This window comes from Mucilaginibacter frigoritolerans (genome assembly GCF_007830615.1).
In the GTDB taxonomy this organism is placed as follows: Bacteria; Bacteroidota; Bacteroidia; order Sphingobacteriales; family Sphingobacteriaceae; genus Mucilaginibacter; species Mucilaginibacter frigoritolerans.
The window spans coordinates 1-21,011 of record NZ_VLLI01000022.1 but is presented as its reverse complement, the minus strand read 5'-3'; the positions used below and the strand labels follow the sequence as shown (position 1 = coordinate 21,011).

The 21,011-nt window shown below is 44.1% G+C and carries 23 protein-coding genes; 13 read left to right on the top strand and 10 right to left on the bottom strand.

Translation table 11 applies throughout. The features are described 5' to 3' along the window. The first annotated feature begins 15 nt into the window (after nucleotides 1–15). Complete coding sequence (locus JN11_RS23825; RefSeq protein ID WP_144916762.1) at nucleotides 16–378, top strand: helix-turn-helix domain-containing protein; 363 nt, start codon at nucleotides 16–18, stop codon at nucleotides 376–378. A 172-nt stretch (nucleotides 379–550) separates the two neighbouring features. On the opposite strand, the gene JN11_RS23820 is transcribed toward JN11_RS23825, so the two are convergent. Beyond that, the gene (locus tag JN11_RS23820; protein ID WP_144916760.1) at nucleotides 551–1,192 is read right to left on the bottom strand and encodes a DUF47 domain-containing protein; all 642 of its coding nucleotides are present in this window, start codon (nucleotides 1,190–1,192) and stop codon (nucleotides 551–553) included. A 325-nt stretch (nucleotides 1,193–1,517) separates the two neighbouring features. Further along, nucleotides 1,518–2,495, bottom strand: coding sequence for a phytanoyl-CoA dioxygenase family protein (locus JN11_RS23815; protein ID WP_246139087.1), 978 nt, complete (start codon nucleotides 2,493–2,495; stop codon nucleotides 1,518–1,520). A gap of 246 nt (nucleotides 2,496–2,741) precedes the next feature. Here JN11_RS23815 and JN11_RS23810 point away from each other — a divergent pair, with 246 nt between their 5' ends. The 4 genes from JN11_RS23810 to JN11_RS23795 all read left to right on the top strand — a co-directional run bounded on the left by JN11_RS23810 (nucleotide 2,742) and on the right by JN11_RS23795 (nucleotide 4,949). Beyond that, nucleotides 2,742–3,119 (top strand): hypothetical protein, encoded by a 378-nt coding sequence (locus tag JN11_RS23810; RefSeq protein ID WP_144916759.1) that lies wholly within the window; start codon nucleotides 2,742–2,744, stop codon nucleotides 3,117–3,119. 113 nt (nucleotides 3,120–3,232) lie between these two features. Further along, nucleotides 3,233–3,535: a hypothetical protein gene (locus JN11_RS23805; RefSeq protein WP_144916757.1), complete on the top strand. Its 303-nt coding sequence runs from the start codon at nucleotides 3,233–3,235 to the stop codon at nucleotides 3,533–3,535. A 116-nt stretch (nucleotides 3,536–3,651) separates the two neighbouring features. Then, entirely contained in the window at nucleotides 3,652–4,080 is a 429-nt protein-coding gene (locus tag JN11_RS23800) for a hypothetical protein (RefSeq protein ID WP_144916756.1), read from the top strand. Between the two features lie 23 nt (nucleotides 4,081–4,103). Beyond that, nucleotides 4,104–4,949, top strand: a complete 846-nt coding sequence (locus JN11_RS23795) for a helix-turn-helix domain-containing protein (protein WP_144916754.1) — start codon at nucleotides 4,104–4,106, stop codon at nucleotides 4,947–4,949. 204 nt (nucleotides 4,950–5,153) lie between these two features. Here the strand turns inward: JN11_RS23795 and JN11_RS23790 are convergent, their stop codons facing one another. Together JN11_RS23790 and JN11_RS23785 are read right to left on the bottom strand one after the other, a co-directional pair. Next, nucleotides 5,154–5,738: a hypothetical protein gene (locus JN11_RS23790; protein ID WP_144916752.1), complete on the bottom strand. Its 585-nt coding sequence runs from the start codon at nucleotides 5,736–5,738 to the stop codon at nucleotides 5,154–5,156. A gap of 427 nt (nucleotides 5,739–6,165) precedes the next feature. After that, the gene (locus tag JN11_RS23785) at nucleotides 6,166–7,428 is read right to left on the bottom strand and encodes a BamA/TamA family outer membrane protein (RefSeq protein WP_144916751.1); all 1,263 of its coding nucleotides are present in this window, start codon (nucleotides 7,426–7,428) and stop codon (nucleotides 6,166–6,168) included. 236 nt (nucleotides 7,429–7,664) lie between these two features. Here JN11_RS23785 and JN11_RS23780 point away from each other — a divergent pair, with 236 nt between their 5' ends. From JN11_RS23780 to JN11_RS23750, 7 genes are all read left to right on the top strand, one after another. Further along, complete coding sequence (locus tag JN11_RS23780; protein WP_144916749.1) at nucleotides 7,665–8,105, top strand: terminase small subunit; 441 nt, start codon at nucleotides 7,665–7,667, stop codon at nucleotides 8,103–8,105. A 236-nt stretch (nucleotides 8,106–8,341) separates the two neighbouring features. Then, nucleotides 8,342–9,565 carry a PBSX family phage terminase large subunit gene (locus JN11_RS23775; RefSeq protein ID WP_144916747.1) on the top strand — a complete coding sequence of 408 codons (1,224 nt, stop codon included), beginning with the start codon at nucleotides 8,342–8,344 and terminating at the stop codon, nucleotides 9,563–9,565. 275 nt (nucleotides 9,566–9,840) lie between these two features. After that, nucleotides 9,841–10,539 (top strand): hypothetical protein, encoded by a 699-nt coding sequence (locus tag JN11_RS23770; protein ID WP_144916746.1) that lies wholly within the window; start codon nucleotides 9,841–9,843, stop codon nucleotides 10,537–10,539. Further along, nucleotides 10,482–10,676, top strand: a complete 195-nt coding sequence (locus JN11_RS23765; protein WP_144916744.1) for a hypothetical protein — start codon at nucleotides 10,482–10,484, stop codon at nucleotides 10,674–10,676. Before JN11_RS23770 ends, JN11_RS23765 begins: the two co-directional genes overlap by 58 nt. 136 nt (nucleotides 10,677–10,812) lie before the next feature. Then, nucleotides 10,813–11,262 carry a hypothetical protein gene (locus JN11_RS23760; RefSeq protein ID WP_144916742.1) on the top strand — a complete coding sequence of 150 codons (450 nt, stop codon included), beginning with the start codon at nucleotides 10,813–10,815 and terminating at the stop codon, nucleotides 11,260–11,262. Between the two features lie 64 nt (nucleotides 11,263–11,326). Continuing rightward, the gene (locus JN11_RS23755) at nucleotides 11,327–11,788 is read left to right on the top strand and encodes a hypothetical protein (RefSeq protein ID WP_144916741.1); all 462 of its coding nucleotides are present in this window, start codon (nucleotides 11,327–11,329) and stop codon (nucleotides 11,786–11,788) included. Between the two features lie 123 nt (nucleotides 11,789–11,911). Next, nucleotides 11,912–14,029: a hypothetical protein gene (locus JN11_RS23750; RefSeq protein ID WP_144916739.1), complete on the top strand. Its 2,118-nt coding sequence runs from the start codon at nucleotides 11,912–11,914 to the stop codon at nucleotides 14,027–14,029. 58 nt (nucleotides 14,030–14,087) lie between these two features. Here the strand turns inward: JN11_RS23750 and JN11_RS23745 are convergent, their stop codons facing one another. The 3 genes from JN11_RS23745 to JN11_RS23735 all read right to left on the bottom strand — a co-directional run bounded on the left by JN11_RS23745 (nucleotide 14,088) and on the right by JN11_RS23735 (nucleotide 15,872). Next, entirely contained in the window at nucleotides 14,088–14,717 is a 630-nt protein-coding gene (locus JN11_RS23745; protein WP_144916737.1) for a hypothetical protein, read from the bottom strand. 13 nt (nucleotides 14,718–14,730) lie between these two features. Beyond that, nucleotides 14,731–15,084 (bottom strand): DUF6438 domain-containing protein, encoded by a 354-nt coding sequence (locus JN11_RS23740; RefSeq protein WP_144916736.1) that lies wholly within the window; start codon nucleotides 15,082–15,084, stop codon nucleotides 14,731–14,733. Nucleotides 15,085–15,422: 338 nt separating this feature from the next. Next, nucleotides 15,423–15,872, bottom strand: coding sequence for a hypothetical protein (locus JN11_RS23735; protein ID WP_144916734.1), 450 nt, complete (start codon nucleotides 15,870–15,872; stop codon nucleotides 15,423–15,425). Nucleotides 15,873–16,003: 131 nt separating this feature from the next. On the opposite strand from JN11_RS23735, the gene JN11_RS23730 reads away from it, so the two are divergent. Then, nucleotides 16,004–18,040 (top strand): complement C1q domain-containing protein, encoded by a 2,037-nt coding sequence (locus tag JN11_RS23730; RefSeq protein WP_144916733.1) that lies wholly within the window; start codon nucleotides 16,004–16,006, stop codon nucleotides 18,038–18,040. Nucleotides 18,041–18,071: 31 nt separating this feature from the next. Here JN11_RS23730 and JN11_RS23725 read toward each other — a convergent pair whose 3' ends face one another. The 3 genes from JN11_RS23725 to JN11_RS23715 all read right to left on the bottom strand — a co-directional run. Continuing rightward, a complete protein-coding gene (locus JN11_RS23725) occupies nucleotides 18,072–18,728 on the bottom strand; it encodes a hypothetical protein (RefSeq protein ID WP_144916731.1) in 657 nt (218 codons plus the stop codon). Between the two features lie 474 nt (nucleotides 18,729–19,202). Next, nucleotides 19,203–19,949 (bottom strand): IS21-like element helper ATPase IstB, encoded by a 747-nt coding sequence (gene istB, locus JN11_RS23720; protein WP_091369152.1) that lies wholly within the window; start codon nucleotides 19,947–19,949, stop codon nucleotides 19,203–19,205. A gap of 19 nt (nucleotides 19,950–19,968) precedes the next feature. Next, nucleotides 19,969–21,011: Mu transposase domain-containing protein (locus JN11_RS23715; RefSeq protein ID WP_144916730.1), on the bottom strand; the 1,043-nt coding region annotated here is incomplete at its 5' end.

Below are 21,011 nucleotides of genomic sequence, written 5' to 3'. Positions count from 1 at the left end.
TAATATTGCAATCAAATGTCGGACGAAGCAATAGTAAAGCGGTTAAAGGTAATTGTTAAGGAACATGGCGGACAGTTGGCGCTGGCCCATGCCATTGGTGTTGATCAAGGCTTTATCAGCAAGGTGATCAACAAGAAGCAGGATGTAAGTTATTACCTTATCCGCAAGCTTTGTTTCCAGTTAAAATACTCGCCCGAGTGGCTCATACTCGGCACCGGCGAAAAAAAGATCAATAAACCAGAATCGGCCAAACTGATTACCGAAATTCAAATGATGCGTACTGAGCTGGATATTCTGCACGCCCGTATGCGCACCTACGAAATTGAATTGAAAGAGCTGAGAGAACAAAGCCTGGGTGGCGAACAAAAGGCTGGGTAAAGAAACCCGACGTCATGGCGAGGAACGAAGCCATCTTTACCGAGGATAATCAACAGCACGGATACTACATCATTGAACAAAATCTTATCTCCATTTATCTGCAAGGCATAAAGATTGCTTCGTTCCTTACAGCAATGACGCGCTGTGAGCGTTTTGTTTTACTAATATATCCTCACATATTATTTATCAGTACCACATTCAGCGCATCTGATACGCGTTTGCATTTATTTACCGATGTTTCCAGCGATAATAGTATTTCGCGGTATTTAATAAAGGTAATAGCGTCTTTTTCATTAGCAAACAAACCCGCTACAGCATTATAATATATTTTATCGCTTTGCTGCTCGTAATTTTTTACGTGGCGGCAAATTTCAAGCACCTGTGCCGGTTTTTTAACGGTGCGCAGCAGGTTTATGGCTTTTTCAACCTCCAAACTGGCCTTCAAAGTAAAAGAGGCAATCTCTTTAAGGGCCGGGCCAAAATCAACTATATTATAAAGGTATATCCTGTCGCTGGCTTCTTTAATGGTATCGGCCACATCATCAATGGCTGATGCCAGGGTATGTATATCGTTACGGTTTAAGGGGGTAAAGATTATTTTATCCAGGTTGAGGCGTATTTTATGGGTAATATTATCGCCGTTATTTTCCAGCTTATCAACGCTTTTTACCATTTCGGCACAATCATCACCTCCGTTACTATTTACTACGCATACCAGCAGGGTGGCCATATCTACCACATTTTTTGCCGCCCTGTCAAAAAGATCGAAGAATAAGGTTCGGTTTGATAAAAAATTATTGAAATAGCTGCCCATCTATAAACGCATTGTTGACTTGGCTTAAAAATAGGATTGCTGTATTAATGCAATGTTAAATGAGCCAACAAAGTGTATTAATTTTACATTATCAAAATATGCATAAAAAAGTATTTCGTTATCGCGCGCAGAGGACTCACCCGGTCGACGCTTCGCTGGACCTGCCCTCTCTACGACAGGTCGTAAAGAGGACGGTAGAAAAAGAAGAGAAAATAAAAACTTCCCCAACCCTCTTTACCGCTTGCGGTAGAGAGGGTGAACGATCCGCCTAAAGGCGGAATACGTTCGGGTGAGTCCCTTCTGCGCGCAGCAAACCCGCCATCCCCTACCATTTCTTCAACCCCAGCAACTTTTCGCCCAGTTCGTTCAGTTTGGCGGTGCCGTATTTGGTTTGCTCCCACCTGCGCGGATCGCCGGGGAAGGCATAACCCTCTGGTGCCTTCCGCTCTTTCCACGAGCTGATGCGCCATTGTTTAAGCTCCTCATTATCTTCCTGGGCGGGCATCATGGCAATGTACTGTGCCAGGCGCACCTTGTTGCCGCTGGTATTGGGGCGTATACCGTGTGGCTGCAGGCTGTTAAATATCAGCAGATCGCCGGCTTCCATTTTTATCTTTTCAATATTGAACCCGGTAACATCCGGCTTAAAATGATCACGGTCATCGGGCTGGGTAAGCTTCCAGGTATCATAAGTCCTAAACAGTTCGGGTATGCATTGAAAGCCCCCCATGTTTTCATCCGTCTGATCTGCCAGGGCCAGCACACCCTGTACATTTTGGGGTTTGGTTTCAGGGTCATAGTCCCAATGGATAAATCCCTTATACTCAAATCCGGGCTTTATGGGCAGGTTCAAATTGGCGCGGTCAATAGTAACCCAAAGCTTTTCGGTACCCCAAATATCCACAAAGGCATCATACACGCGCTGCACCTGGCGGTTATCCCACAGGTATTGGTGGTTATACACTTCTACCATGCCGGTATTGGTAAGCTCTTTCATCTGCATTTCGGCACGTGGCGGGGCGTACCATGTTTCGGGCCTGTTGGGGTCCTTTTCTTCAAATTCCCAAAGGAAAGCTGCCAACCGCTCAATCTGTTCTTTGGACACAGCATTTTTTATTACGATGTAGCCATTTTTAATCCAGAATTGCCAATCTGCCTCGCTCAAAACACGCAGGGGCTGGCCGTTACTGCGGTCATTTAATTTAACGGCACTGCTTTTAGTGGTTGATGGATTGCCCGGAATATCCTTATGCGCCATAGTGGGCGCCATGCTGATCATGGTTGCATTTGCTTCGGTCTTCATAAAATCAATTATATTATTGGTTAACCAAAGTTAAGCAGCATGTAACAATAAAATCACTCACTAAATGACCAGTATTTGCACTGTATTGATATTTTAATTATCAAAACGACGTAATTACTAGTAAAAGTGGGGCTATTGAGTTGTTTATACCCATTGAGAAAAGTAAAATAAATTTATCTCAATATTTATTACTCTATATTAAGATAGCAATAGTTAATTATTTACCTTTGATTAAACCCAAAATACATGAAAATATACTGCCCTACCTGCGATCACGGCTATTTAACTATCAAGAGCAGAAAAAAATACTTCACAAAGGCAGGTGTATGTTTCGTTATTCTTCTACTCTTTTATTTTTTATTTGATGAATGGGGATTTGAGGATATCAAAATATGGGATGCCAGTTTTGGTCCTTTAATGCTCACCTGTATCTGGGGAAGTCTGCTTGTATCTGCTTTATCCATAGTGGGGTGTGTATATTATATAACAAAAGGTATATTACAAAAAGAAGCTACCTATAAGTGCGGTTACTGCAAAAGTGAAAGCCGCGCCACATCTTTAAGTGAGGAGCATGATGCTATGCATGCCTTGTTAACTACACTCACAAAATCTGAAGCTGTTTAAATTCATCATTCTTAACCGGTTATTTTAGCAGGCTATTTTATTAATTAATAAGTTTAAACATATATTCTTATTAATTAAAATAAATTTGTATTTTAGTCCACACCTTATTACAAATGAAAAAAGCCTTATACGTGCTAACTGCAATTTTATTTTTACTGGTAATGACCAACCCCAATCATGGTTCATTTCAAAAATTTTTAGGCCAACAAAACATAACAAACACCAATAGAAAGGCTAACTTTCTGGTTTGCAGCATCTACTCCGCTAATGATAAAAACTACCTTGCTATACTTAATGAGTTTTATAACATAAGTGAGCACAATAATAACAGTCGGAATAACAGCCGGCCCGCTGCTGATAGCATTAAAACTATCAATAAGTTACAAACCGAAAATCCGCTTAAAACAGGCGACTAAGCTATTATTATATCCACCTTTACTTGTTTAACTTCTTGCGGCCATCCCCTAAATCAGCAGGCTGAACTCATACGCTGTCGCCTCCGTATAAATCATTTGTATAAACCTTAATACAAATGAAAAAACTAACCCTGATTATACTATTGGTAGCCAGTACTGCCGTTTGTAGGGCCCAAAACACTACCGCTGCCGATCAGCAGGCCATGGCCATGCTAAAGAACTTTTATACCGCCTACATGACAGAAGTAGCCGTGGGCAACTCACACAACTTTGTAAAAAAACTAACCACTATCCAAAAAAAGTATTGCACCCCGGCCCTTGTTGAACAAATACCTGCCCTGATTGAACGTACCGACTGCGATCCGTTTTTAAAGGCACAGGACAGCAACGTGGAGAATATTAAATCTTTATCATTTAAAAAAGACGCCAGGGCGGTCAATTTATTTATTGTTTCTTATACCGATATTTACAGACATAATAAAACCACCATTAAATTAACGGTGGTAAAGCAAAAAGACAATTTTAAAATAGCCTCTGTTTTTTAGGGTGATAATATGATTACACAGCCATGAAAAAGCTTCAGTTGGAACAAGTGCAACCGGACATGGGCAGTTCATTCACTATACTGAACCCGCATTTAAGCACTACGTTTTTATGGCACCTGCATCCCGAATATGAAATTGTTTATGTAGAAAGTCCCGGTGGACCGCGGCATGTGGGTAACCACATATCACGCTATGAGGGGTCTGATCTGGTATTCATCGGCCCAAACATTCCCCACCTTAATTTTGATTATGGTGTACATGCCGGTTGCCAGCAGGTGGTGATACAGATGAAGGAAAACTTTTTAGGCGAAGCTTTCTTCAACAATCCAGAAATTGCTGCCATTAAACAGCTTTTTAAGCGCGCCAGTCACGGTATTGCTTTTTATGGCGATACCCGTGCTAAAGCCGCAGCAGCACTTAAACAACTGCAAAGCTTAAACCGGTTCGATCAGCTGTTGAGCCTGCTCAGCATCTTTCAGCTACTGGCAACCAGCACCGAGGCCGAAATACTGAACCCCGCTCCCGCCGCCAACAAAGCCTTCGAAAAGCAGCAAAAGCGGATGGATTTTATCTATAAATATGTAGAGCAGCACTACCACGAAAAGCCCGACGTAAATCACATTGCCCAACAGGTAAACCTCAGCACGGCCGCCTTTTGCCGCTACTTTAAAAAGCAAACCCGACTCACCTTTACCGATTTTATCAATCAATACCGCATCGGCGAAGCCAAAAACCTGCTGCTGCAACACAAAACCATTACCGAGGCCTGCTACGCCACCGGCTTTGAGCAGTTAAGCTATTTCAACAAAATATTTAAAAAACTAACCGGCGAAAACCCGTCAGCATTTAAGAAAAGAAATGCTGGGTAGTTAACTCACCCGGTCGACGCTTCGCTGGACCTGCCCTCTCTACCGCAGGCGGTAAAGAGGGCGGAAGAAAAGAAAAAATAAAAACTTCCCACCCTCTTTATGGCTTGCCATAGAGAGGGTCAACGTTCGCCTTTAGGCGGATCGTTGGGGTGAGTTCACTCTGCGCGCGACAAAAAACTTGCTTTTAATAATTAAAAAAGAAACTTACTTCAGCTTCAAGTCAAAGCTGCCTTCAACCCTAAAGTAGGGCGAGTTGGCTTTATCGTCTTTTGCTAAAAAGGTTATGAAGGTGCCTTTGGCTAGTTGGCTGCCCTGGTTGTAGGAATCCAGGCTGATGCTGCCAATATCACTATTTTGAGCGTATTTACTGAGCGATAACTGCATGGCAGGCTTTTGTGCATCGGTGCTTAACAAAAACTGACCACCGGCAACATTGCTGTTAATATTGCTGTTGGCATAGCCCAATGAGCTGATACCAAAACTCATGCTGTGGTTTTTGTTAATAGCAGTAATGCCAAAGTAATTGGTTTTGCTATCAACGTGTACATTTATAAAGGCAATAGAATCATGGGCGGCATCAAAGGTATAGGTACTATCGTTAAACTTTACCTCTAAAGTGCCTGATGCTGCCAGAAAATTGCCGGGCGATGCCATGAGCGAACTATCGGCATTAACAGTTGTTTTTGAATCGGGCGGGGTCGCAGTATCATCCTTCTGGCACGATGAAACCACCGCCATTATGAGGATTGCTGCAGAAAATAACAGATAGGTAAATCTCTTATTGCCCATTGTAAGTTTTATTACTATAAATCTACTAAACTATAAACGAATTTGCGTCCTCAATAGTTGCCTTTATTTTTTATTTAACCAATATTTTAACAAAATTTAACTTTCATGGTTATGCTTTGTAAATCAAGGGTAAAAAAACGCTGGAAATTGCCTTAAAATTTAGGCGAAGAGGCTGATTTTATTAAAATAATAGCTGCTAAACGCCGCGAACAGAAGACTCACCCGAACGTTGCTTCGCTCGTTCACCCTCTCTACCGCAAGCGGTAAAGAGGGTTGGGAAAGGGGTTTTATTTATTCTTTTCTCCTCCTCTTTTTTCTTCCGCCCTCTTTGCCGCTTGCGGGAGAGAGGGCAGGTCCAGCGTAGCGTCGACCGGGTGAGTCAACTCTGCGAGCGGCAAGCAAGCCATTGAAAAAAAACATTTTTTTATTAAAATATTTCGCCCACATTAATAAAAACACCACGCGATCCCTGCCTGCCTATACCATAGTCAATAGCGATATTGGTTTTTGATACCTTGTTCAGTTTAAGGCGTATACCCGGGCCAAAGGCCGGTTGTATACTTTGCAGCAAGGTGCCGGGTGCAGCAGAAAATGATTCGGCGTTGGCAAACACCACGCCGCCCAGCAGGCCGTTGCGGGTAATGCCAAAACGGTATTCGGCCTCAGCATACAGCATTTGCGAACCACGGAACCGACCCTGTATATAACCGCGCCCCGTTCCGCTAAAAGTATCCCAGGTGGTTGAGGGTAGATCCAGGTATGGCGGGTAGCCGCCAAGCACCAGCCAGTCGTAACTCCATAGGGCCAAAACGTTGTCCGACTGATCAGACAACTTCACGTAGGTGCGCACATCCAGCACCAGTGATTGCCAGTCGCGCGTGCTGCCAAACTCGTCGGTATTGTCTCTAAAAGTGGCCCCGGCATACCAGCCTCTCGAGGCATTGATAGAATTATCGCGGCTATCTAGCAATACGTTAATTGTAGGGCCTGAGGATATGGTATGCCCCTGTGCACCATAAAGCCCATAGCGCGATAAAGTGCCGTTGATGGCTCCTTTTTCGCTGATGTTAAAATGGTCATCAAAAATATAGCCTACTCCCACAAAAACGTTGGGGTAAATGCGGTGCAGCACCTGTTCTGAGAAGCGGAAAAACGAGTAGTCCATCGGGTCCTCATTGTTGATGTTAGAGTTGCTGCCCAGCCCCCAGGTACTTTCGGGGTATTTCAAAAAGCGGATATCGCCCACAAAATTATAATCGTTATTTTTTGACCATATGCTGGATTGTATGGGGATGATGATCTGCTTGGTTTGGGTATAAGCCGTATTGATGATAATGGTAGATATTTTTGCATCGGGCGACAGCCTGAACTCAATGTTACCCGCCAGCGTAAGCGCCAGTTTTGATTGCAGTGTGTAGCCCAACGCAGGCACTACCGAAAGTACAGGCTTTGCCCCTACAGAATCGGTTTTTGAGGATAGATTTTTTTTGCCGAACCATCCGCCAATAACATCGTACATATCCAGTTGGGCAACGGTATCGGCCCTGCGGGTAATTTTTTTGGGGACAATGGTATCGCCTTTTGGATGCTTAACCAGGGGGATAAACTTGCTGTCGTCCTGCGCATGCAGCAAAACCGGGATAAGTAAAATACCAAAAAGTGTAAAAAATACTTTTAAAAGCAGGTTCATATCAGGCGGCAGGTGTTTGCAATTGGCAATATTGCACAATAAATCTGAGTTTTATCTGAAGAAATTTGATTTATTAATACTCGGATATGTTGGCTTTTAATGTGTGCAACATTTTTTTTAAGCGGATGTTTTCCAGCCGGGATACATTTTGCTAAAAATATTTGCATTTTAATTTTTATCGCCGTATCTTTACATCAACAGAATGCCAATCGGCATATTTATCATAATCTTGATCCATGTTACAGCCCACATTTAAAACAGCCCGAAAACTGGCCGAAAAAGCCGATGACTATTTCAGCTACATCGAGGGCGAGTACTACCTGGAAACCGTAGCCGGAAAAGACAAAAAAGTAACCGACCGCGAAGCCGAACCGGCCACCATTGCCGGGCTGGCCCTGTTTTTAGGCTTTAACAGTCGCCAGGATTTTGAAGATTATGAGCAAAACGGCGAGTTCGGCTATCTGATTAAACGCAGCCGCCTGCGGGTTGAGGCCCTGTACGAGCGTAAGCTGCACCAGCAATCACCATCGGGTGCTATATTCGCCCTTAAAGCCCTGGGCTGGAAAGAAAAAACAGATGATAAGACTACCGCCAGCAATACCATTAAAAGCCTCAAAATTGAAATTGTAATAACCGGGCCCAAGCCTGCGGAGAGTGAGAAAGAGGTGGTGATGTAGGGAGAGGTATAATCGCTCGTAGAGTGGACTCACCCGGTCATTGCTTCGCTCGACCTGCCCTCTCTATGACAAGTCATAAAGAGGGCGAAAAAGAAAGAAATAAAAAAATTGACGTTTACCACAACCCTCTTTACCACTCGCGGTTGAGAGGGTGAACGATCCGCCTAAAGGCGGATACGTTCGGGTGGGTCAACTCTGCACCATGCATATAAACCAAAAAACTTAATTCACTACAAATGACCATTGATCAGCAGGCTTCTATCTTGTTTAGCCAAAACTATCATGCTTCGGGACACATTGTGGTTAATCAGGGCGGCACCAGTTCGGGCAAAACGTATGCTATTGAACAGGTGCTGTTTTGTCTGGCCTGCGAAACCGAAAAACTGGTAATCACCGTTGTAGGGCAGGATATCCCCAACCTTAAGGCCGGTGCCCTGCGCGATGCGCAAAGCATTTTCTATAAATCCGAAGCTTTACAAGCAATGGTAAAAAGCTTCAACAAAACCGACAGGATCTTCGAGTTTAACAACGGCAGTATTATCGAATTCAAAAGTTATGACAATGCCCAGGATGCCAAATCGGGGAAAAGGGATTACCTGTTTGTAAACGAAGCCAACGGGGTTGATTGGGAGGTATACACCGAGCTGGCCCTTCGCACCAAAAAAAGAATTTATATTGATTATAACCCCAACAGCGCCTTTTGGGTACATGATAATGTGATAGGCAAGCCCGGTGTACAACTCATTATATCCGATCACCGGCACAACCCTTTTCTGGAAGATAAAACGCGCCAAAAAATAGAAGCCTTAAAAGAGGTAGATACAGAACTTTGGAGGGTATACGCCCGCGGCTTAACAGGGAAAATAACGGGTTTGGTGTTTAACAACTGGCACCTGTGCGAGGCCATCCCTGCCGGTGCCACCCTGTTGGCCGCCGGGCTCGATTTTGGGTTCACCAACGATGAAACCGGCTGCCTGCTGGTATATCGCCAAAACGGCGAGCTTTGGGTTGATGAAGTGCTGTACGAAACGGGCCTCACCAATCCGGATATTGCCGCCAGGTTAACCGAAGCAGGCATCAGCAAAAGCATGGAAATTATTGCCGACAGTGCCGAGCCAAAATCCATCGAAGAGCTGCGCCGCCTGGGATGGCGCGTAACCGGGGCAAAAAAAGGAGCCGACAGCATCAAGGCGTCTATTGATATTTTGAAACGATATCCCATTAACATTACCCGCAGCAGCGTAAACCTGCGCAATGAACTCTCCCGCTACAAATGGCGAACCGACCGTAGCGGAAAAACCCTAAACGAACCGGTAGATGCCTGCAACCACCTCATTGATCCGCTGCGCTATGTAGCACTCAATAAGCTGCGGATAAATACGGTTAAAAAACCACAAAGCTGGCTGCCACAGGTAAACCGCCCCGCTTTTGATTTTGCGGAGATGAATTTATTGAGGTAAGCGTAGTACCGCGCGGAGAAGACTCACCCGGTCTACGCTGCGCTGGACCACCCTCTCTCCGCCTTTGGCGCAAAGAGGGTAAAAAAGAACAAAATAAAGTATCCTGCCCCAACCCTCTTTACCGCTTGCGGTAGAGAGGATCGACTAGCGCAGCGCCTGTCGGGGTGAGTCCTCTGCGAGCAGCATTTACGCCACTGCACCGCCCATCTAAACTGACAAAAACAACCATGATCTATGGACTATGAACCATCGACTGAACACCATCAACCAAAAAAATGCTTCAAAAAACACTAAAAACCACCACGGCCAAACTAAAGGTCAGCATCCCCGAAAAGCTGGATGATATCACCCTCGGTCAGCTGATAGACTTGCAGGAAAACCCAAACATTAACGATCTGGAAGCCATCAGCATCCTCGCCAACATCCCTCTGCAAGATTTGCAAAATGTGAGCGACATACACGAGCTTTACCAGCTTGCCGAACCTGTTTTAGCCTTTGCCGATCAGATTAAATACCTTTTCAACAGCGATGCCATCCCCCAAACCATTACCTTTAACCTGGCGGGCGGAAGTAAAAAGATAAATGTGATGAGCAATTTATCGGTAGAGCCCGCCGGGGCATTTATGGCCACGCGGGAAATTATTGCTGATGAAATAAGCGAACAGGTTAAGCTTTATGGCGATGACTGGCAGCGATATTATAACCCCAGCTTAAAAGCCTGCTGCCAGGTGCTGGCCCATTACTTTTACTGCCGTGCAACCGGCAAACCCTATAATGAGTACGAAGCCGAAGAATTTACCACCGAAATAAAAAAGCTACGGGTAACGGAGGTGCTGCCCATTTCCAAACATTTTTTTACCTGCTATCCGGCCTTATCGAAACCGAAAACCGGTTACTGGCATCGGCTACTACAGCGTTGGAGAAACGGGCAGGCATACAAAACTTCGAAAAGTTTAAATATATCAACACCATAAACTCCCTGGCCGGGGGCGACATCACCAAATGGGCGCAAATACTGAACATGCCCTACGAGCGCATCCTCACCAAACTGCTCCTCAACAAAACCGAAGCCGAATACCAAAAACGCTACGCCGAACTGATAGAGAAATAGGTAATCAGCCCCACCTAAATCCTCCCCGGTAGGGAGGACTTGAAAAAAATAAGCACGGGCGAGGCCAAAGTCTCCCCAACCGGGGGAGATTTAGAGGGGCTTAATTAATGAACCAATAAACTAATGAACCAACAAAATGCCCATACGAAATCAAATTGAAGCAATTGCACAAACCCTGAGCACGTCCGTAACCTTTGTTTACGGCACGGCCAATGAGCTAAACACCCTGGCGGATGATGCCGCTTTTCCCTGCCTTTTTATGTATCCGCTGCAGCCCATCGATGTATCGCCGCAGATAAACGGATCGGTAGATAATTCATTCTCTATCTACCTCGAATTCCTGTTTAAAACCGAGTTCGACCAATACACGGCCGACAATGAAACCTACGTAACTCAGGCCCTGGCGCTGGCCAATGAGTTCATCGTCAAAGCATCCAAATACCGCGAGGCCGAGGGTCGCTACTTCCGCATCAAAGCGGGCGACAAAGCCAAAAGCCTCCCCGTGTACAACAAGTTTGACGTAAACAGCACCGGCGTAAACCTGACGATAACGTTAGCCACAATGTATTTTGATAGATTCGCTTAGTCCTTTTAGTCCATGGACCATAGAAGTTAAACCCCAATTCATTAATTAATCCACAAAACAAACCATGGACTATGGACCATCGACCATGGACTTTCTCCAAATGAACCCTCAACAACTCACCAGCTTCCTCGAAACTATCCGGGCCGACATTATCAACTCCCTGCAAGCTAATGGCAAAGATGCCTCCGGGCAAACGGCTAAGCAGTTAACCATAACTGCCGATAATACTTCGGCACAACTAAAACTGCCGGGTTACATGCAACTGCTGGAAACCGGGCGCGGCCCCACCAGTCCCGATGCGGTAGCCGCTAACCCGCCCATGATACAGCGCATACAGCAATGGTGCCAGGAAAAAGGCATTCCTGATAAGGCTGCCTGGGCCATCAAAAAATCGATAGACAAAAAAGGATTCAAAGGTGTACCCGGCTTACTAAGCGAACCCCTGAGTGATGACAACATCAACCGAAGGCTCGACCCGGTATTGGAACAAATGGCGGATGAACTGATGGCGCTGATTAGTCCATAGACCATGGACGATGGACCATAGTAAAAGTTTAGTTCACAAACCACAGTAAAATTATCAACCCCAAAAACCACCACCATGGCTATGGACTATGGACCATGGTCTATGGACTTCTAAAACAAAACAATGATCATAGCAAAAATAGACTACTCGCATACCTACGTAGATGGTACACAAACCGTTGGGCAGGTATTTATCTCCCTGTTTGATGCCAGCACCGGACAGCCCACCAATGGCAATAACGTTATTATCAGTTATCAGCAAAACATAAATGGCTCCATTTTAAACGGCACTATTACTATAGCGGGCCAAACGGCGGCCATTTATACCGGTTTACTAACAGATACCAGCACCGGCTATTTTACCACCTTTACGGTTACCAATGTCAGCGCCGAACCTAACCCTGCCCCGCCCGTAAACCAGTGCGACCTGCTGATTAATTTTATCAATGTAGATCACCCTGAGTCAGCACCTGGTGCTGCGGATGCGCAGATCACCGTAAACGCTACCTCCAACTATGGCCCAATTCAGTACAGTTTGGATGATGTAACGTTTCAAACATCGCCCATTTTTACAGGCCTGACCGGCGGCCCCAAAACCGTTTACGCAACTGATGCCAATGGCTGTATCAGCACGGCAACCGTAACCATCCTTACCCAAAGCAGCTTATTAATAAGCGACCCATCTGTTTCCCTTACCGGGGGCAACGTTTCCCGCTGGAATGCCGCCTTTAACCCTGTAGTGTTTACCTATCAACGTAAAGATTTTGATGTTACTGCCGTTAGTCTGGATACTGCCACCGGCAACGCCAACGTAGCCGTTAACTGCGATACCACCGCCATTGCAACCGCCATAACAGCCTATAATACCGCCAATGCAAACGCCGCGGCCCTAAATGTAGTGTTAACCAACAACAGCCCGGTTTATGTTTACATTAATGCAGGCAGCTACGTGGGTACTTACCAGGTTATGAGCGTACCGGCAGCGGGGCAGCTCATCATCAATACCCCATACACGGCAAATGGAACGGGCTTTATCAACATTAACCTGCTGCGGCCCTATTACCAGGTACGTACGCAAATCACCTATCAGGATCCCTTGAGCGGACAGCAAAACACCATTACTGCCAATCACAGGCCCGATGGTACGGGATTAGTTAAGGCCGATATCAGCAACTTTTTGCAGAGCCTGCTCAACACTAAAGAGGGCAGCAACTTTACCCAAACCAACTATCGCGATAGCAACCTCAGCGCCAGCTACCAGGTAGCCTATGCCGAATACTGGGGCGGCAAGCTCAGTGCCACACAAACTTTAACCTATATCCCCATTGCCACACCCTATTACGTATTGTACGCCGCCAAACAACTGGGCGATGCTTATGGTGGTAACCTGGCAGCCTATGTACCTTTCCCGTCGGTTACTGCTGGCACACAATTGGCAAAATGGGTTACCGACTTTGCTGAACCGGCCTGCTCAAACAGCTACCCTTTTGATATTGGTTTTATTTATGGCGATGCTTTGCTAGGCTTACAATTGTATTGCCAGATAACCCCACTGGATATTAACCGCAACCCACTGCCAGGCGGAGCATTAAACAGCTACCTGCTCAATGAGGATGGTTCGTGGTTGCTTAATCAGGATGATAGCAAGCTCATCATCGCTTCGGCACCTTCGGCCAGTACAGCTATCCCGGCACAATTGGGGTTAAACCGGTTATTAATTGATACTACCAGTTTTGCCAGCAATGTGTATTACATCAACATAGCGCTCATGTATAACGATGCTAATAATCTTGCACATACTGTTACCCAAACACAAACCATACGGGTGGATAACGCAGTAGATGAACAATCTGTTTACCTGCGCTGGATAGGCTTATCGGGTTGCTGGAACTATTACCGCTTTGTTTATAACCAGGAAATTTCGCTGGATGTACAAAACGCTGTAATCATTAAGAACTATGTGAGCGACTGGGCCAATCAGGATGGCATTGAAGAAGTGATAGGCAAAAGTGCCGGTCAAAAAATGAAGGTAATGGCCGAGGATCTGTCGGTAGCCGATATTAAGGGCTTACAATCCATCAAATACTCGCCCAAGGTGCAGATGCTGGTAAGCAAAAATCCGGTAAAATGGCAAACCGTAGTACTTAACACCGCCACCTTTACAGAGTACGAAACCCTAAACGGCGTAGCACCCTTCAGCGTAACGTTTAACATGCCGAGTATTAATATTCAGAGCCAGTAGGGGAGAGCAAAAAGCCGGTATTATACTGAGGCTCCCGGAGCATCGCAGGCCATATACTTTACAAAGAGTCTTTATTTATCAACACCGTTTTAAGCTTATTTGTATTTGGCCTGTAAAAAACGAGTTTAGCTTTAATTAGCGGTGACATCTTTTGGTTTCTGGTTTTAAGAGTGTACCAGTCAAAATCATGTAGATGGGTGATTCCTGTAACATAGGTTAATTGAAGCACATCCGGGTCATCGATAAACGGCACGGAACATGAAAATTCATAATCGCTTTTTTTATAAAAAATGTAATGTAAACCACCCGATTGGGCACTCAACACCCATCTGAGGTTATCATATGATTTTAATATACTGTCGGCTGTTGCTGTTGGTTTCAAAACAATTACGATTTGCTTGCTACCTAAACTGGTATCGCATAATCCAAAGTCATTTATGGCATGTTTTTTTTCAGCAAATATGGATACTATATCCATACCGTTAATTTTTTGATTATTAGTATTATACTCCCACAAAAATGTTTTGATCTTTTTTGCATCGCTAACCGAATTACTAATTTTATCCCGATCAAATTGCTGATTGGTTGTTTCGAACATAACGGGTTGTTGTGTGGCTGTAAGCTTAACTTTTTGATAGCTGTAAGCTATTTCATCAAAAACATGCTGGATCTTTTTTGTGGCACCCATAGCTTCTACATGCTTAATCTCTGTTCCATAGTAAACTAAGTTCTGAAGATTTGGGATTGCGATCGAGGCTCATTAATTTCTTTTTAAGGTGCTTATAGTCTATTTGATTAAGGTCATCAGTTAATGTATCCCACAAAGACTTACTAATTTTTCCGCTATAATAACCTTTTAAAACATGATTGGTATCCATATGCAGCGCCTCACCGCCATAAAACTGGTAATTGAGCGAGCTGTCAATTTTGATAGCAAGATGCTGGGAGGGACCGAAATCCCAACTTTTCGCAAATTCAATACTGGTGATATCACTTTTTGAATTATTACATCCTGCTAACACCAACAAACACAAAAATAAAATGAGGGGTTTCATCAAGGTTTAAGCTTAAATTATTGGAGCAAGATAATATTTTTTATGCCGAAAGCCGAAAGCAAAAGGCAGACATCAGACGGAGGCACTTCGAAGCATGTGCGCTAATGCATTAGCGGTAACGTCGCTTACAGAGTAGACTCACCCGATCTACACTGCGCTGGATCACCCTCTCTTCGCCTACGGCGGAAAGAGGGTTGGAAAATCTTATTTATTTTCTTTTTTCAACTCCCTCTTTATGACTTGTCATAGAGAGGGATGTCGAGCGTAGCGATGACAGGGTGAGTCTACACGCCAATGCATTAACGCCGAAGCTTACCCGCATGCTAACATAAAAACATTTATTTAACATTTTGCATTTTGCCTGTGATATAACTATTGGCAACGTCATAAAAAATATTGCTTGCATTACCGGGCAAGTCTTCAGCTTTTAAATGCTCAATTCTGTTTTTATAATGAACTATAATTTCCAGTTCCTGAGCATCCGCAGTTGTTCCGTTGCTTCGCTTTAATTTTTCATAATCAATTTGATCCAGGCGGGTTGTTAATGTATCCCATAAAACCCGGCTGATTTTTCCGCTGCCTCCGCCATTAACTACTCTGCTGGTTTTGTCTGTTGCCCAGCCCCCATAAAAATTATAATTCAGCGCACTATCAATCTTAATTTCCGTAATTTCAGTTGGCCCCAAACTATTATTAACTACCAGCTCTATATCGGTTATGTCACTTTTGGGTTTTGGATCATTACAGGCAGCAAGTACCAATAAGCACAAGAGCAAAATAGTTCTCATCAACATTTATCTATAATTAGGATCAGCAATATACTAAATATTGCTTCCTTTTTCCCATTTACAAATTCAGGAATTGCAAACAAAACAATTAACTCAATCCGGATTATTCCGGCTTTACCAATGCTACTAACATGAACCAAATTCAACTTTTTATTAACGATCAGCTGGTTGATTTAAGCGACGACAGTCCTGTTGCACTCACCTTTCAGATTAATAACCTGGCCGAGGTGCAAAATCAGCAGGGTAATACCAGCAATCAGTTTAACTTGCCCCTAACCCAGCGCAACCGCATCATATTGGGCTTTCCGGATGATGTGGCCTTTTGTACCAACCTGCCCTATCAAAAATACGAAGCCAAAATTGTGCAGGATGGTTTGGAGATTGTGCCCTATGGTATATGCGAGCTCAGCGGCATCAACCAGGATACCGCCAGCGTTACCATCTTATCGGGCAATGTTGATTTTTTTGATGCCATTGGCGGCAAACTCTCCGACATGGGCGACAGCACCAGCATATGGAGCAATTATGGTCAGGATTTGGTTTGGCAACCCTATGATCATGTATGGAACCTTGCCAACGCAGCTGGCTCTCAACAAAAAACCGATGGCTGGATCTACCCGGTTATTGACTACGGTCTGTTTACCGAAGATTTTACCCAGCCTATTGACGTACACAACCTTCGGCCGGGCTTCTTTATCAAAACAGCTATTGATCTGTTGTTGCAGGCATCAGGCTATACCGCCGCCGGGAGCTTGCTGGGCAATCCGCTTTATCCTTTAATGATAGCCCAGTTCAGCAATGGCAGTTTTGAACACGGGCTCGATTATCAAAACCAAATTGACAACCAGGGTTGCGATGTTTCCCTGGCGCAGGCACTAACCGTTACTTACAGTAGCGACCCTACTCCTCTTGGCACTATCGTTTTTCCAAATGTAATATCAAACGTAAGTGGCTTATATAATCCGGCTACCGGTATTTATACCACCAATAAACCAAACAACGTAACCATAACTTTAACCATCCCATCGTTTTACTTTTTTGGCAGTTATGACAGCAGCGATGCCGCCAATGTGGATATCATTATTATGTACACCGACCCGGTTAACGGTGATGTACCGCTAACATCAACCAATTATTACCTCAACGGCAACCCAACGCTGGTGCGCCAGGGAGCTTACCGGCATGGGTATACCATTACCCCAAAAACGGTTATTTCTTTTCAAACAGATTTGCCCGCCAATGGAGCAATAAGAATCACCTGGCGTTTTTATGGCCTTTCGCAATCTATTTTCAGCATGGCGCAGGGTGCAGAGCTGGTTATCAAATCAAACAACCAAATTGTATTGTTCAACCAAACTGTACAGTGTGAACGCATCTTCCCTGATATCTCGCAAAAAGATCTTTTAAAAGATACCCTGCAACGTTTCGGTATTATTTGCCAAACTGATAATACTACTAAAACAGTATCATTCAACTCGTTAAAAGATATTGTAAGCAATATCCCCATAGCCAAAAACTGGAGCAGCAAATGCCTAAACCAGGGCAAACAGGTATCCTTTCAGCTGGGCAATTATGCACAGCTCAACTATATGCAGTATCAAACCGATCAAAACATTTTACCGCTACAGTATGGCTGGTCGCAAATATTGGTTCCTGATCAAACGCTGCCGGCTAATGCCACACTTTTTGAAAGTCCTTTCGGCCCCAGTTTAAACCGGCCGTATTATGGAGGTACCATTGCCCAAATAGCAGCTATGGACCCTACCAGCGGCACCAGCGACTTTAGCATCAGCGTAGCGCCAAGGATATTGATTGATCAGAAGTTAAATCTCAGCAACCTGGGCAAAACCGTAACTTTTACCGATGGAAACGGTAATAACGTTGTTATAAACGATGTAATCAGCACCCCGTATTTCTGGAAACCCGACGGCCAATACAGCCTGATGTTTGATGATTTGCGAAAAGAATACTATACTGAACTTGAACAAATACTCACCCAAACCAAAAAAGTAGTACGCTACATTATGCTTACCCCACGCGATATTTTGGAGCTTGATTTGCTTATCCCCGTTTATATTGAGCAGGATAATGCCTACTACTACGTAAACAAAGTTGATTCGTGGCAGAAGGGCCAGCCCACCAAGGTGGAGTTGGTGAAGCTAGGCTAATCCTACTTTACCCTTTATGACTTAAAAACCATTAAATATCTTTCTTGGTTTGAGTTTGGGCGCTATCAGCTTCTTTGGCCTTATTATCATCAATTAATTTATCCGCAGGCAAATTGATATAGCTTACTACCGAACCATCAACCGTTTTGTGCAAAAAAATGTGCAGGTTATTTTTTACCCAATGGAATTCCTTTTCGCTGGGATCTAAAGCATCCGACGTCTTAAATAAAGTAAACCCGCTATATTTTTTCATGTAAGTAGTAGCCACTTGCAAATAAACAGTTTCTTCAGTAGCAACTTCTTCGGCAGACGTAATCAGCAGGCTTAACTTGTACAACTTATCACCTTGAAATTCGGGTGCAATAATGGCTTTTGCCTTTGCTAATTCAAAAATCATAGGATACTCATAGTGCTGATCCTGATCATTCATTACCAGTTTTTTTTGTTTGATAAGTTCGGCATAATGCGCTATAGCCTGTTTTTTGGTCATGCTGAAAGTAAACCCAAGAAAAACGGTATCAATAACAGGTTGCTTATTAATGTTTGCGCCAATAATAGCTTTAAGGGAGTCATCCGATGTCATCGCCTTACTAACGGCATCCTTTGATATTGATGAATCTGAAGTTGATTTGGGCTGACTGCAACCCATTAAAATAATGATTGATAAGAAATAGATGGTTTGTTTCATAAAGTTTATATGTGTTAAGATTTAATATTTTAAAAGTGTGAATTAGTTTTTAAAATACCAAAAATATTAGCAATATATTTTTCAACCGACAGAAAATCATCATAAAATAAATTTTCAATTATTCTATTTGGCATATTAAACATATTTAGTATATTTGTAAACACAATCTAAAATCACAGTTCCTTTTTAAGCTAAACCTTTATCACCAGCCAAAAACGCCCTTGTCTTTTTCATGTATTTCTGAATCAGCATAAAAATATATAACAGATCTGTTAGCTGGAGGAGACAGAGTTGTTACAGTAAGAATGTCTTCTCTTTTTATACTATTGATGTTAACAAATGTTGCAAGTGTATATTATGGAGATAGTGACCACCCTGTTTCGGGCCAAATTGACCCAGGGGTTAGCTGACTTTTGGGTTGCAGCAAATGCTATAAAAGCATGTACAAAAATAGTTATTTAAAAGGTAATTTCATTAATGGCTGTTTTCCGGTTCAACATTACGTTTTCTTCTCATAGATTCTCCCTTTAATTCGATGCGGTGTGCGTCATGAACGATCCGGTCAAGGATCGCATCAGCAACCGTTTTTTCACCGATCACTTCAAACCATTTACTGACCGGCAACTGCGAAGTGATGATCAGCGAGGTCTTACCGTGCCTGTCCTCAATGATCTCCATTAGTGCAGCCCTGCTTTGTGCATCAAAAGGCTGGATACCAAAGTCGTCGAGTATGAGCAGTTGTTGTCGTTCGATCTTAGCCAGCTCTTTCATATAGGAGCCGTCCGCCTTGGCCATCTTGAGCTTGGCAAATAGTTTGGGCGTACTGGTGTACAATACCCTGTAGCCCAATACACAGGCCTGGTAGCCCACTGCAGAAGCAATATAGCTTTTACCGATACCGGTACTCCCGGTGATCAGCAGGTTCTCGAAGCGGTCAACAAACGTACAATCCGCCAGGCGCATGATCTGGTTGCGGTCAATACTTCGGTCAGCATGATAGTGAACATCTTCAATTGAAGCTTTATAGCGGAACCGGGCATATAGGATCGTGCGTTCGATACGCCTGTTCTGCCGGTCGTCCCATTCTGCATCTACCAGGTGGGCCAGCAGTTCATCTGCCGTATAATCGTTTGTTTTACCGGTTTCCATGCTGCTTTTAAAGGCATGAAACATGCCGAAGAACTTCATCTTCCGCAATTTGTCTAAGGTACTTGTGTTCATGTTATTGTTGTTTTAATGGTTATTTGTAATAGTCTTTTCCCCGGATATTACCATGATCAGGCATAGGTAGCTCATCGGCAAATATGCTTTCCTCATAGTTGTCCATCTTGTTTTCCAATATGGTTTGTATAGTTTTATAGCTATAAAGGCCGTAACTGAGCCCCCGCTGACAGGCTATTATTAACCGGTCATCCCCTGCTTTTTTTGCAAAGCCAAGTATCCCAAGGCAGGATTTGTAAGCCTGTTCGGGGTGTTGTTTACGTTCCAGTATCTGATGGATATATAGCCTGACATCCTCATGGATGGAGGTCGCCCAATTGAGGAACATGTCTGGCGTCCAGTCACTTTTAAAGCGGTGAGCGCTGGCCATGTGGTCTTTGTCGGTAGTATAACCGTAGGGGTTCTTTTCGCGCGGGTGTAAAGCGATACGCTCATAATTGTAGTAGATCTCTACAATGGTGCGGGAGTATAACAGCTTGACCTTTTTGCCAATAAAGCGGTAAGGCACGCTGTAGTAGTGTTTATCCGGGCCGAGATTGACATGGCCATTCTTGATCACTCTGGCATAAAAGTGTTTTTTGAACTGGTAACGCAGGACAGGCAGCGGTGACAAGGTCCCACGCTCTATCTCTTCAAACTGTAGTATCCTGCTGTAATTGCGGCCTTTAAGCAACTGGCTGTTATGGGCTTCCAGGGCCTGCCAGATCGCTGTATTGAGTTCTGTTAAAGAATGGTAGATATGCTTGTTTAAAGGGGCGTATACCTTGGTATAAATGATCTTAACCGCACCTTCTACCAATGCCTTGTCGCGTGGGCGGTACGCCCGCGCCGGTAATATGGTAGTGCCATAATGATCGGCAAAGTCTTCAAATGTTTCGTTCAGGGTAGGTTCATAGCGACTGCTTTTGGTTACCGCCGCCTTCAGGTTATCCGGCACAATGGCGGCAGGAACGCCCCCGATGAAGTGCAGGGTATTCTCACAGGCCGCGATAAAGTCTTCCTTTTGCTGGCTCATAACAGCCTCTACATAGGTGAGCTGGCTGGCACCAAGGATTGCTACAA

Coding starts and splice junctions, on each gene's coding strand:
- JN11_RS23735 (WP_144916734.1), bottom strand. CDS start 15,872: ATGAGAACTATTTTGCTCTTGTGCTTATTGGTACTTGCTGCCTGTAAT.
- JN11_RS23805 (WP_144916757.1), top strand. CDS start 3,233: ATGAAAAAAGCCTTATACGTGCTAACTGCAATTTTATTTTTACTGGTA.
- JN11_RS23730 (WP_144916733.1), top strand. CDS start 16,004: ATGAACCAAATTCAACTTTTTATTAACGATCAGCTGGTTGATTTAAGC.
- JN11_RS23750 (WP_144916739.1), top strand. CDS start 11,912: ATGATCATAGCAAAAATAGACTACTCGCATACCTACGTAGATGGTACA.
- JN11_RS23815 (WP_246139087.1), bottom strand. CDS start 2,495: ATGAAGACCGAAGCAAATGCAACCATGATCAGCATGGCGCCCACTATG.
- JN11_RS23745 (WP_144916737.1), bottom strand. CDS start 14,717: ATGGGTGCCACAAAAAAGATCCAGCATGTTTTTGATGAAATAGCTTAC.
- JN11_RS23775 (WP_144916747.1), top strand. CDS start 8,342: ATGACCATTGATCAGCAGGCTTCTATCTTGTTTAGCCAAAACTATCAT.
- JN11_RS23795 (WP_144916754.1), top strand. CDS start 4,104: ATGAAAAAGCTTCAGTTGGAACAAGTGCAACCGGACATGGGCAGTTCA.
- JN11_RS23760 (WP_144916742.1), top strand. CDS start 10,813: ATGCCCATACGAAATCAAATTGAAGCAATTGCACAAACCCTGAGCACG.
- istB (WP_091369152.1), bottom strand. CDS start 19,949: ATGAACACAAGTACCTTAGACAAATTGCGGAAGATGAAGTTCTTCGGC.
- JN11_RS23780 (WP_144916749.1), top strand. CDS start 7,665: ATGTTACAGCCCACATTTAAAACAGCCCGAAAACTGGCCGAAAAAGCC.
- JN11_RS23790 (WP_144916752.1), bottom strand. CDS start 5,738: ATGGGCAATAAGAGATTTACCTATCTGTTATTTTCTGCAGCAATCCTC.
- JN11_RS23800 (WP_144916756.1), top strand. CDS start 3,652: ATGAAAAAACTAACCCTGATTATACTATTGGTAGCCAGTACTGCCGTT.
- JN11_RS23810 (WP_144916759.1), top strand. CDS start 2,742: ATGAAAATATACTGCCCTACCTGCGATCACGGCTATTTAACTATCAAG.
- JN11_RS23725 (WP_144916731.1), bottom strand. CDS start 18,728: ATGAAACAAACCATCTATTTCTTATCAATCATTATTTTAATGGGTTGC.
- JN11_RS23825 (WP_144916762.1), top strand. CDS start 16: ATGTCGGACGAAGCAATAGTAAAGCGGTTAAAGGTAATTGTTAAGGAA.
- JN11_RS23740 (WP_144916736.1), bottom strand. CDS start 15,084: ATGAAACCCCTCATTTTATTTTTGTGTTTGTTGGTGTTAGCAGGATGT.
- JN11_RS23755 (WP_144916741.1), top strand. CDS start 11,327: ATGGACTATGGACCATCGACCATGGACTTTCTCCAAATGAACCCTCAA.
- JN11_RS23770 (WP_144916746.1), top strand. CDS start 9,841: ATGCTTCAAAAAACACTAAAAACCACCACGGCCAAACTAAAGGTCAGC.
- JN11_RS23785 (WP_144916751.1), bottom strand. CDS start 7,428: ATGAACCTGCTTTTAAAAGTATTTTTTACACTTTTTGGTATTTTACTT.
- JN11_RS23820 (WP_144916760.1), bottom strand. CDS start 1,192: ATGGGCAGCTATTTCAATAATTTTTTATCAAACCGAACCTTATTCTTC.